Annotated in this window: 11 protein-coding genes; 1 reads left to right on the top strand and 10 read right to left on the bottom strand. The window is 60.6% G+C overall.

The features are described from left to right. Positions 1-5: 5 nt before the first annotated feature. The 10 genes from murB to AC0IXS_RS22640 form a co-directional block, all read right to left on the bottom strand. Complete coding sequence (gene murB, locus AC0IXS_RS22685; protein WP_471825733.1) at positions 6-1,025, bottom strand: UDP-N-acetylmuramate dehydrogenase; 1,020 nt, start codon at positions 1,023-1,025, stop codon at positions 6-8. Between the two features lie 34 nt (positions 1,026-1,059). Next, positions 1,060-1,824, bottom strand: a complete 765-nt coding sequence (gene kdsB, locus AC0IXS_RS22680) for a 3-deoxy-manno-octulosonate cytidylyltransferase (protein ID WP_122690656.1) — start codon at positions 1,822-1,824, stop codon at positions 1,060-1,062. Then, positions 1,821-2,006 carry a Trm112 family protein gene (locus AC0IXS_RS22675; protein WP_004884599.1) on the bottom strand — a complete coding sequence of 62 codons (186 nt, stop codon included), beginning with the start codon at positions 2,004-2,006 and terminating at the stop codon, positions 1,821-1,823. Before AC0IXS_RS22675 ends, kdsB begins: the two co-directional genes overlap by 4 nt. 17 nt (positions 2,007-2,023) lie before the next feature. Next, a complete protein-coding gene (lpxK, locus tag AC0IXS_RS22670) occupies positions 2,024-3,019 on the bottom strand; it encodes a tetraacyldisaccharide 4'-kinase (RefSeq protein WP_122532954.1) in 996 nt (331 codons plus the stop codon). Next, positions 3,019-3,450 (bottom strand): ExbD/TolR family protein, encoded by a 432-nt coding sequence (locus AC0IXS_RS22665; protein ID WP_004884601.1) that lies wholly within the window; start codon positions 3,448-3,450, stop codon positions 3,019-3,021. Before AC0IXS_RS22665 ends, lpxK begins: the two co-directional genes overlap by 1 nt. Beyond that, a complete protein-coding gene (locus AC0IXS_RS22660) occupies positions 3,447-4,163 on the bottom strand; it encodes a MotA/TolQ/ExbB proton channel family protein (RefSeq protein WP_074454496.1) in 717 nt (238 codons plus the stop codon). Before AC0IXS_RS22660 ends, AC0IXS_RS22665 begins: the two co-directional genes overlap by 4 nt. A 32-nt stretch (positions 4,164-4,195) precedes the next feature. After that, complete coding sequence (locus AC0IXS_RS22655) at positions 4,196-6,412, bottom strand: DNA internalization-related competence protein ComEC/Rec2 (protein ID WP_471825730.1); 2,217 nt, start codon at positions 6,410-6,412, stop codon at positions 4,196-4,198. Positions 6,413-6,547: 135 nt separating this feature from the next. Continuing rightward, complete coding sequence (locus tag AC0IXS_RS22650) at positions 6,548-7,336, bottom strand: ABC transporter permease (RefSeq protein WP_004884611.1); 789 nt, start codon at positions 7,334-7,336, stop codon at positions 6,548-6,550. Further along, positions 7,333-8,265 (bottom strand): ABC transporter ATP-binding protein, encoded by a 933-nt coding sequence (locus tag AC0IXS_RS22645; protein ID WP_099229980.1) that lies wholly within the window; start codon positions 8,263-8,265, stop codon positions 7,333-7,335. Before AC0IXS_RS22645 ends, AC0IXS_RS22650 begins: the two co-directional genes overlap by 4 nt. A 171-nt stretch (positions 8,266-8,436) precedes the next feature. After that, positions 8,437-9,060: a glutathione S-transferase gene (locus tag AC0IXS_RS22640; RefSeq protein ID WP_122690653.1), complete on the bottom strand. Its 624-nt coding sequence runs from the start codon at positions 9,058-9,060 to the stop codon at positions 8,437-8,439. A 162-nt stretch (positions 9,061-9,222) separates the two neighbouring features. Here AC0IXS_RS22640 and AC0IXS_RS22635 point away from each other — a divergent pair, with 162 nt between their 5' ends. After that, positions 9,223-11,670, top strand: a complete 2,448-nt coding sequence (locus AC0IXS_RS22635) for an acyl-CoA dehydrogenase (protein ID WP_122408888.1) — start codon at positions 9,223-9,225, stop codon at positions 11,668-11,670. Positions 11,671-11,730 lie beyond the last annotated feature (60 nt).

Below are 11,730 nucleotides of genomic sequence, written 5' to 3'. Positions count from 1 at the left end.
GAAGCTCAGTACAGATTCGGCTCCATCTCCAGCTCGACATTGAACCGCTCAGCAATGTCAGCCTGAATGCGACGGGCCAGACTCAACAGCTGAAGACCAGTCGCCTGTCCGTAATTGACCAGCACCAGCGATTGATGCGCATGCACGCCCGCATCGCCGTCACGAAAGCCCTTCCACCCTGCCTGCTCGATCAACCAGCCGGCTGCCAGCTTCACTCGGGTATCGGCCTGTGGGTAACCGACAACCCCCGGATGCGCATGCCTGAGCGCAGCAAAGGATTCCGCGGACACAACCGGATTTTTGAAGAAACTGCCTGCGTTGCCCAGCACCGCAGGGTCTGGCAGTTTTTCACTGCGGATCGAACAGATCGCCTGGCTGACATCAAAAGGCGTCGGCTGCTTCACACCCATCTCGTCCAGACGTTGACGAACCGGACCGTATTCCAGATGCAGTTTCGATTCCCACGTGAGCCTGAAGCGCACACGCAGGATCAGCCAGCGACCCACTTCATGCTTGAACACGCTGTCGCGATAACCGAATGCACAGTCTTCCAGCGAGAACTCACGCAGCTCGCCGGTTTCCCGGTCCAGCGCAGTCAGACCATGAAACACGTCCTTGATCTCGACGCCGTAGGCTCCGATGTTCTGCATTGGCGCTGCGCCAACCGTACCCGGAATCAGACTCAGATTTTCAAGCCCGCAAAGCCCCATTTTCAGACTGGCCTGGACGAAGGGATGCCACGGCTCACCCGCCTCCGCCTCGACAATGGCTTCAGCGCAATCCTCACGCACGATGCGAATACCGCGGCTGGTCATGCGCAATACCAATGCAGGAATGTCACCGCTGAGCAGCAGGTTACTGCCACCGCCGACGACCAGCAGCGGCACGTCGTGCTCGGCCGAATAGGCAAGGGCCTGTCGAACATCATCGTCGCTGTGCGCCTCGGCAAAGAGTTTTGCCTGAACATCAACGCCAAAGGTGTTGAAGGGCTTGAGCGAAACGGCTGACTGCACTTGCAGGGTCATTGGACTGCGTTCCCGAACGACTGGAGAACCGACATCAAACCTCCAGCAGGCGTCTGACGCGCTCAAGGTCTTCGGGGGTGTCGACACCGGCAGGCGGTGCCTCGCAGGCATCGGCGACATGGATGCGCACACCATTCCACAGCGCACGCAGCTGCTCAAGGTTCTCAGTGTTCTCGAGCATGCACGGCCCCCATCTGACGAAGTCATGCAGGAAGCCGGCGCGGTAGGCGTAGATACCGATATGACGCCGCAAAGGCACGCCTGCGGGCAACTCGTCGCGGTTGGCAGCCAGGGCATCGCGCGCCCACGGCAACGGAGCGCGACTGAACGTCAGCGCCAGACCATTGATGTCCGAAGACACCTTGACCACGTTCGGATTGAACAGCGCTGCCACATCATCGATCGGCTCGGCCAGCGTCGAAATACCGGCTTCCGGATGCGCAGCCAGATTGCTGGCCACCTGATCGATTACCGCTGGCGGAATCATAGGCTCGTCGCCCTGGACGTTGACCACGATCGCATCCGCCGCCAGACCCAGTTGCGTAGCAACTTCAGCCAGGCGGTCAGTGCCGGAATTATGGTCATCGCGGGTCATCAGCACTTCAGCGCCGAACGCCTGACAGGCCTCGAAGATTCGCACGTCGTCGGTAGCAACCACCACGCGCTGTGCGCTGCTCTTGCGGGCCTGCTCCCAGACGAGCTGGACCATCGGCTTGCCCGCAATGACCTTCAGCGGCTTGCCCGGAAAACGGCTGGATCCGTAACGCGCAGGAATTACGACGGTGAAATCGGTAGTCATTTTTCCAGACGCTCATCGGCAGTCAGTGTGCGCGCTTCGCTTTCCAGCATCACCGGGATGCCGTCACGAACCGGATAGGCCAGACCTGCGCCCTTGCTGATCAGCTCGGTCTTGTCCGCGCTGAGCTTCAACGGACCTTTGCAGATCGGGCAGGCAAGGATATCGAGTAATTTGGTGTCCATAGGAGATCCTGAAGCAATCATGGGGAAAGACGTGACAGCTGTTCATCGAACCAACTGACAAACGCGTCGGAAGGCACCGCATCCACCGCCAGATACCACCAGTCATCTGCCGCGAAAGCGCGGCATTTCACGGCATCTTTCTCGGTCATCACAAGCGGCAGGGATGGCGTGAAGGTCAGCGCCTGTGCGCTATAGACAGCGTGGTCAGCGAAAGGGTGCTGCACAGGCCGCCAGTGTAATCCTTCGAGAGTATTGAAGAAACGTTGCGGATTGCCGATTCCAGCGACCGCGTGCACAGCCTGGCCGGGTGGAAAATGGTCAACTGGCCGACGTTCGCCACTGCGCAGGTTGATCAGTGCGGCAGGCTTGAGCGTGAAGGCATAGCCATCCTCGCGATCTGACCGGGCACCGTTATAAAGCACCGCATCGACACTGTTCAGCCGTTCGGCAGGCTCGCGCAATGGCCCGGCCGGCAGACAGCGCCGATTACCCAGACCGCGCGCGGCATCGATCAACACCAGCTCCAGATCACGGGCCAGCCGGTAGTGCTGCAGACCATCGTCGGAAAGAATCAGATCCAGCGGTTCAGCAGCCAGCAACGCCCGGACGGCGCGACTGCGGTCCGGGTCGATCATCAGCGGAACACCGCAACGCTGAACGATCAGCAGCGGCTCGTCACCGACTTCACTGGCCTTGTGCTCGGGCAGAACTCGCCAGGGCAGGCTTGGCGGTTTGGCACCATAACCCCGACTGACCACGCCGACCCGCAGACCACGCTGCTGGCAATGCCTGATCATCCAGAGAATGAGCGGCGTCTTGCCGGTGCCGCCGACCGTAATGTTTCCAACCACAATGACCGGCACCGGCGCGCGATAGATATCGCCCTCGCCCGCGACAAAGCGCGCACGCTTGCCGTCCACTACCCGGCGATAGAGGCTTTCGAGAGGACGCAGCAGCGCCAGCGCAGGATGGCCGTTGTACCAGGCGTCAAGCAAACGGTCGGTGAATGCCATCAATTAGCCTGTGTGGCCTCGACTGTGGTCATGCGCAGGTGACTGAAACCCAGCTTACCGGCAGCATCCATCGCAGTGATGACCGACTGATGAGGGGTCTTGCCGTCGGCGCTGATGGACAGTGGCAGACTGGTGTCGCCGGCCGACTCACGTTGCAGCGCTTCGATCAGGGTGGCCAGATCGTTTTTTGGCAACAACTGGTTGTTCAGGGAAAAGATCCCATCGGCGTTGATCGCAATGTCCAGATGTTTGGCACTTGCGTCGACTTCAGGTGTGCCGGTGACCGCCTGCGGCAGATCGACCCGCAACTGGGTTTCACGAGTAAAGGTGGTGGTCACGATAAAGAACAGCAGCAGGATGAACACCACATCGATCAACGAAACGAGGTTGATGTCGATGTTCTCCCGCGGTCTGCGGCGACGAAACTTCACTTCTTCTTGCTCCCGCCTGCCTTGGCCAGGGACTTGAGGTCGACCTTGGCGTCGATCAGATCGACGTCACGGTCGCCCTGCACCACCTCAACCAGACGAATGGCCTGCTGCTCCATGCCGACCACCAGCTCATCGACACGGCTTTGCAGAAAACGGTGAAAGAAGATGGCCGGAATGGCCACGATCAGGCCCGACGCGGTACAGATCAGCGCCTTGGAAATACCGCCCGCGAGAACACCGGCGTTGGCCGTGGCTCCAGAGCTGTTGAAAGATCCGAAGATATCGATCATGCCCAGCACGGTGCCCAGCAGACCCAGCAAAGGCGCCATCGCAGCAATCGAACCCAGCGCACTCAGGTAACGCTCCAGGTCATGAATGACACGCGCTGCGGCTTCCTCGATGCATTCTTTCATGATCTCGCGACCATGCCTGGAGTTGGCCAGGCCTGCCGCAAGGATTTCCCCCAGAGGCGAATCGGCGCGCAGTTGCTTGAGCTTCTCTTTATCGAGTTTCTGATCCTGGATCCACTGCCAGACCTGCCCCAGCAAGTGCGGCGGTGTGATACGGCTGGCGCGCAGCGTCCAGAGCCGTTCGATGATGATGCCGGCAGCGGCGATGGAACTCAAAATGATCGGCAACATCATCCAGCCGCCAGATTTGACCAGTTCCCACACAGTGACCACTCCCTTGAAAAATTGGCGCCACTCTATCATAGGGTCGCCGGGTGTCGTCGATATCCGTGGATTCAGTCACGCCAGAAACGTCGCTGCGCGCGCTGTGCCTCAGGGCTGCCGTAAGTACCCAGTTGCAAACGGATGGCACCCAGCTCGGCACTGTCGTAGCTGGCGATACCGTTCCATTTATAACGCGCCATGACCAGCGGGTGTGGGTGGCCGAACGCATTGTTGCGTCCGCGGGAAATCAGCACACCTTTCGGCATGACCGCTCTCAGAAACGGTTTCGAGGACGAGGACCGGCTGCCGTGATGCGGTGCCTGAAGCCACTGAGCGCGCAGGTCGAACCCGCTGTCGATGGCAGCCTGTTCGGCCTCGGCATCGACATCGCCGGTCAGCAGCAATCGCTCGCCACCGGCGTCGACACTCAACATGCAGGACCCTGCATTGCCTTCGGGTGCCTGCTCCCAGATCCAGGTCGAAAACACCACACCGTCCCACTCCCACTGCTCGCCGTTTTCACAACGACGTGCCCCGAGTGCAGGCGGAAGGCGCTCGATATCTCCGCCCAGCACACGCCCGACCGTAAACGCCTTGTAGACTGCCGGTGCACCTCCGGCATGATCGGAATCGGCGTGACTGAGCAGCATCACGTCCAGATGCCGTACCCCACTCTTGCGAATGGCAGGCACAACCACCCGCTGACCAATGTCGAACTCACCGAAACGCGGCCCGGCGTCATACAGCAGCGTGTGGTGCCGGGTGCGCAACAGAATTGACAGCCCCTGCCCGACATCCAGTTGCAGAACGTCAACCTGTCCGGCAGGCACCGACTTGAGTGGTGGAAACACGCACAGCAACAGTAGCGGCCAGCCCAGAGGCCGCATCGGCACACCTCTGGGCAGCAGGAGCAGTAACGCGCCCAGCAGACTCAGGACCAGAGTCCAGGCCGGCGTGGTACTGGGCAGCCAGGCAGGCACAAGGACCGCCATCCAGCCCAGAAACACGAACAGCCCTTCCAGCGCTCCACCGGCCAGCCACAACAGACCCTCGCCCACGATCGGAACGGGCAATAACAGCGTGCCAATCAATGCGGCAGGCAGAACGATCACGCTGACCCAGGGCACAGCCAGCAGATTGGCGAGCGGACCGCTGATACTGATCGGCAGGTTCAACATCATCAGGATCGGCAGCAGGCCGACGGCAATCAGCCACTGGGCTCTTGTCCAGCTCTGCACCCAGCTCCAGGCACCGAGGCGGCCGCTGAAGATCAGGATCAGAATCCCGACTGCCGAGAACGACAGCCAGAACCCCGGCTGCAGACTCACCAGCGGCTCGAACACCAGCACGGCGTTGAGCGACAGCAATAAAGGCCAAGTCATGCCCAGATGCCGAAAGCGCAAACGCCAGAGCAGAACCAGCCCCACCATCACACAGGCACGGCGCACCGGCACGTCGAACCCGGCCAGCAACCCATAACCCAGCGCCGACGCGAACGCCAGACCGCACGCCCAAGGCAGCCACGGCAATGTTCGCGGCCATAGCCCCGAGCGTGCCAGCAGACTCACCAGCGCATAAATCACTCCAGCCAGCAGACTGATGTGCTGACCGGAGATCACCAGTAAATGCACCGTGCCGGTGTCCTGCAGCACTTGCCAGTCAGTGGTCGACAAGCCCGAGCCATCCCCCAGCACCAGCGCTGCCAGCCCGCCTTCGCGCCCCTGTGCGTCAACGGCCAGCAGCCGTTGGCGAATGGCATCGCGCCAGGCAGCACGCGCCGGCGCCAGCAACTGACCGTCCACCACGGTGCCGGTCGCGCCGATACGCTGGGCCAATAACCAGGCCTCGTAATCGAACGCTTCGGGATTAACCAGCCCGCCCGGCCGCTTGAGCTTCACCGCCAGTCGCCATCGCTCACCGCTGCGCACTTCAGGACCGCCATACCAGGCAATGCGCATCAGCCGGGGTAATTTCGCCCGTCGTGACACACCATCCGCGAGCTCGAAACGCACCACCCCCTCAGCCGCACTCGGCAACCCGACCACCTTGCCTTGCAGCCACAGCGTCTGGCCGTCGAGCCGGGACAGCAATCGATCATCCAGTGCCGATTGCGCCGAGACGCAAGCCCAGGTGAAGCCGAACAGAAAGAAGGCCAGCGGATAGGTGCGAAACGGCAGCAGCATCAAGGCCACGACGGGCATCAGCAGCAATAGCCAGGTATCGGGCAAGGCAGGTAGGAAGCGCAGGGCCAAGAGGCCGAGCGCGAGCGCGATCATCCCTGTGCGCATGAGAAGTACTCGAAGCGGAAAGCCTCAAGAATGAGCGCCGGCAAAGAAGTATGGGCAGGAGGTATGTTTCAGAATTTGAAAGGACAGGCTTGCAGACGCATCGACCCGCCCTAAGGCGGGCCGATGGTGAAAGTGTTACTGACGCATACCACGCCCACTGACCAGCAACCTTGCGCAACCGAAGTACAGCACGAAGGTGGCAACGATCATGAAGGCCAGGGCGATGCTGATCTTGATGTCGGAAACACCCAGGATGCCGTAACGAAAGGCGTTGACCATGTGCAGGACCGGGTTGGCCAGCGACACGGTCTGCCAGAACGGCGGCAGCAGGTTGATCGAGTAGAACACGCCACCGAGGTAGGTCAACGGGGTCAGCACGAAGGTCGGGATGATCGAGATGTCGTCGAAGTTACGTGCGAAGACAGCGTTGATGAAACCCAGCAGCGAGAAGATGGTTGCGGTCAGTACGACCACCACGATGGTCACGCCGAGGTGGTGAACCTGCAGGTCGGTGAAGAACATCGACAGCATGGTCACGATGAAACCCACCATCAGACCGCGCAGCACGCCGCCCAGCGTGTAACCGACCAGAATGGTGTGCGGTGATACCGGCGACACCATCAGTTCTTCGATCGAGTGCTGGAACTTGGCACCGAAGAAGCTCGAGACCACGTTGCCGTAGGAGTTGGTGATCACCGACATCATGATCAGCCCCGGTACGATGTACTGCATGTAGGTGAAGCCGCCCATGTCACCGATCTGGCGACCGATCAGGTTACCGAAGATGACGAAGTACAGGACCATGGTGATCGCAGGCGGCAGCAGGGTCTGCGGCCAGATGCGCATGAAACGGTGCACTTCACGGAACACGATGGTTTTCAGGGCAACCAGATTGGGGCGCAGCTCGCCGGTCTGAGCAGTCATAGCGCCACCTTCGCCAGGTTTTTTTCCACCAGAGACACGAACAACTCCTCAAGGCGATTGGATTTATTGCGCAGGCTCAGCACTTCAATGTTCTGTGCAGCCAGCTGGCTGAACAGCGCGGTGATGCCCACGTTCTTGTCGACCTGCACTTCCAGCGTATGGCTGTCGAGCAGACGGCTGGGAAAGCCCGGCAATTGCGGTGCGGTCTGCCAGGTCGCCTTGAGGTCGAGCAGAAACGTCTCGACGGTCAGGGTGCTGAGCAGTTGCTTCATGCTGGTGTTCTGCACGATCGTGCCGTGGTCGATGATGCCGATGTTGCGGCACAACTGCTCGGCCTCTTCCAGATAGTGCGTGGTCAGGATGATGGTGATGCCCTTGCGGTTCAGTTCGGTGAGGAACGTCCACATGGAGCGGCGCAATTCGATGTCCACACCAGCGGTCGGCTCATCGAGGATCAGCAGGCGCGGCTCGTGAATCAGCGCACGGGCGATCATCAGACGACGCTTCATGCCGCCGGACAGCGAACGCGAAGGCACGTCGCGCTTGTCCCACAGCCCCAGCTGGGTCAGGTACTGCTCGGCGCGTTCCTTGGCGATCTTCGCCGGAATGCCGTAGTAGCCCGCCTGGGTGACGACGATGTCGAAGGTTTTCTCGAACTGGTTGAAATTGAATTCCTGCGGCACGACACCGATGGAGCGCTTCAGCGCAGCAGGCTCGCGGTCCAAGTCATGGCCGAAAATGTTCACCGTGCCGCTGGTCTTGTTGACCAGTGTCGAAATGATGCCGATGGTGGTGGATTTGCCAGCGCCGTTGGGGCCGAGCAAGGCGAAGAAATCACCTTCGGCGACGTCCAGGTCGATACCACTCAGGGCCTGGAAACCGTTGCCGTAGGTTTTGGTTAGCTGCCGGATGGACAGAGCAGAAGACATATCGGAAAAGGTACCAAATCAGAATAGAAAGAAAGGGGTGGGCTGAAAGCAACTGAATGCGTCACTTTAGCCCGATCAGGCAATGGTGCTTGGCCGGGCCATTCAAGTACAGACACATTTGTTAATAGTAAATATCGAAGTGCCAGAAGGCTTGCGGCGAAAAGCTGACAATCAGGTCAACGAACTCATGACGGCCTTGCGGTACGCCGGACGCGTCTTGAGGCGTTCATACCAGGCTTGGAGTTGAGGCAGCGGCGGACGTTCAATCGGCATTTCAAACCAGGCGTAGGCGAAACAGCCCAGCGGGATGTCCCCCATCCCGAACGCCTCCCCCGAAAGGTAGGGCTGGCGGGACAAGGCTTCGTCAGCGACCAGCAGCAGGCTGTGCAGATGGATGATGCCCTCGTTGATGGCGTTCCAGTCCTGCTTGTCAGCCGGCGTGCGCACTACGCCCCAGAATACCGGACTAAATGGCGCAGCGATGGTCGAACTGGTCCAGTCCATCCATTTGTCTGCCAGGGCCCTGGCTTGGAGATCGGCGGGATACAGGTCGGAATCCGGAGCATGACGGGCGGCCAGGTAACGCACGATAGCGTTGGATTCCCAGAGCACGAAATCGCCGTCTTCGATCATGGGTATACGGCCGTTGGGGTTCTTGCTGCGGTACGCCGCTTCATTGACCAGTCCGAACGCACCACCGGCGTCCTGGGTCTCGTACGGCACGCCGACTTCTTCGGCAATCCAGAGTGCCTTGCGCACGTTGCTTGAATTCTTCCGACCCCATATCTTGAGCATTGCGTTCCCCTCGCAGTGGCTGTGAAAAACTGACTGCTCAGTCTACCCGATCCGCTGGCAACTTCCTTGTCAGGACAGGGTCACTATCGATGTCGCCCCACCACTGCCTGGCGACCAGTTCTTGAGCGTTGCGAACGCAGCGTTCATCACGGAGGAATACGTATGCTGCTGTTGTGGATTGTTGTGCTGGTCGTGGGCATTGCCTGGCTGGCGCACCGACGTACCGACCCGCTGCCCGCGTTGGGCGTAGTGGCGGTCTACCTGCTGGCGATGGGCATTTTCAGCCACGCTCCGGGCTGGCTGTTGACGATTTTCTGGATACTGTGGCTGGCGATCTTCATACCGATGATCCTGCCCGACCTGCGCCGCAAACACTTCACGGCGCCGATGTTCAGCTGGTTCAGGAAAGTCCTGCCACCGATGTCCGAAACCGAGCGTGACGCCATCGACGCCGGTACAGTCTGGTGGGATGGCGAACTGTTCAGCGGCCGTCCCGACTGGGACAAATTGCTGGCCTATCCAAAAGTCCAGCTGACTGAAGAAGAGCAGGCGTTCATCGACGGTCCGACCGAAGAATTGTGCGCGATGGTCAGCGACTGGGAAATCGGCCAGGCCATGGACCTGCCGCCGCAAGCCTGGGAGCACATCAAGCAGCACGGCTTCTTCGCGCTGATCATCCCGAAAGAATTCGGCGGCAAAGGCTTCTCGGCCTATGCCCACTCGCAGATCGCCATGAAACTGGCGACCCGCAGCGGCGACCTGGCTTCGACCGTGATGGTCCCCAATTCCCTCGGCCCTGCCGAACTGTTGCTTCATTACGGCACCGACGAACAGCGCAATCACTACCTGCCCCGCCTGGCGCGTGGCGATGACATCCCCTGCTTCGCCCTGACCGGCCCGCTGGCAGGTTCCGATGCGGGCGCGATGCCGGACACCGGCATTATCTGCAAGGGTGACTGGCAAGGCGAAGAAGTCATTGGTCTGCGCCTGACCTGGGAAAAGCGCTACATCACACTGGGTCCGGTCGCGACCCTGCTCGGTCTGGCGTTCAAGGCCTACGACCCCGAGCACCTGTTGGGCGAGGAAGAAGACCTGGGCATCAGTCTGGCGTTGATTCCGACCGACACACCGGGCGTCGAGATCGGTCGTCGTCACGTGCCACTGGGTGCCGCGTTCATGAACGGCCCCAACTCCGGCAAGGATGTGTTCATCCCGTTGAGCTACCTGATAGGCGGTCAGCCCATGCTGGGCAAGGGCTGGATGATGCTGATGAACTGCCTGTCGGTGGGTCGCTCGATCTCGCTGCCCGCAGTCGGCACTGGCGCGGCCAAATACACCAGTCTGGTGACCGGTCAGTACGCCAAGGTGCGAGAGCAGTTCAACGTACCGCTGTCGGCATTCGAAGGTATTCAGGAAGCGCTGGCGCGCATCGGTGGCAACGCCTGGCTGATGGACAGTGCGCGGATGCTCACCGCCAATGCCGTGGATCTGGGCGAAAAACCGTCAGTCCTGTCGGCCATCCTCAAATACCACCTGACCGAGCGCGGCCGCGAGTGCATCGGCCACGCCATGGACGTGCATGGCGGCAAGGGCATCATCATGGGCCCGAACAACTATCTGGGTCGCAACTGGCAAGGTGCGCCGATTTTCATCACCGTCGAGGGGGCCAACATTCTCTCGCGCAACCTGATGATCTTCGGTCAGGGTGCGATTCGCTGCCATCCGTTCGTGCTCAAGGAAATGGCATTGGCCGGGCGCACAGACCACGACAACGCACTGGCCGAGTTCGACACCCTGTTGCTCAAGCACATCGGCTTTGCGGTCAGCAATGCGGCCAGTACGTTGATTCTCAATCTGGGCTTCGGACACTTCGAGCGTGCGCCGGGCGACAGCCTGAGTCAGGGCTATTTCAGAGCGCTGAACCGTCAGGCCGCGGCTTTCGCCATGTTGGCGGATCTGAGCATGATGCTGTTGGGTGGCGAGCTGAAACGCCGCGAGCGCCTGTCGGCCCGCTTGGGCGATGTGCTCAGCCATCTGTACCTGGCTTCCGCGTCCCTCAAGCGTTACCACGACCTGGGTTCGCCGGACCATATGAGCCCGTTGTTCCGCTGGGCCATGGAAGAAAGCCTGGGACATTCGGAACGCGCGATGGACGAGATCCTGAGCAACTTCCCGAATCGCATTCTGGGCGGTCTGCTGCGGGTCATCGTCTTCCCGTTCGGCCGTCGCCACAAAGGCCCGTCGGACAGGCTCGACGCCGAAGTGGCTCAGGTACTGGGTCGTGCCAAGGGCGATCCGACGCTGGAAGAGCTGCTTGCAGGCTGCTACCGCCCGCAATCGGCCGAAGATCCGGTCGGCGCACTGCAACATGCCAGCGACCTGCTGAGTGCCGCGTATCCGCTGCACAAAAAACTGCAGGTTGCGTTCAAGGGCGGGCAGGTTCTGCCAGAAGCCGGCGAGCCACTCATCGACGCCGCGCTGCGTCTCGGGGTGCTGCAGGCTGATGAGGCGCAGACGCTGAAAAACGCTGAAGCGGCGCGTCGCAAGGTGATAGACGTAGATGATTTCGACAAGGAAGAGCTGACGCACACACCGGGCAAGATCCGCTGATTGACCCAACCTGACCCTCGCAGGTCAGTTGATCCACAAAACAGGCGCGCAGAGCTTTAT

The sequence above is a fragment of the Pseudomonas sp. AC016 genome (assembly GCF_979253365.1).
This window is presented reverse-complemented; position numbering and strand designations above follow the sequence as displayed.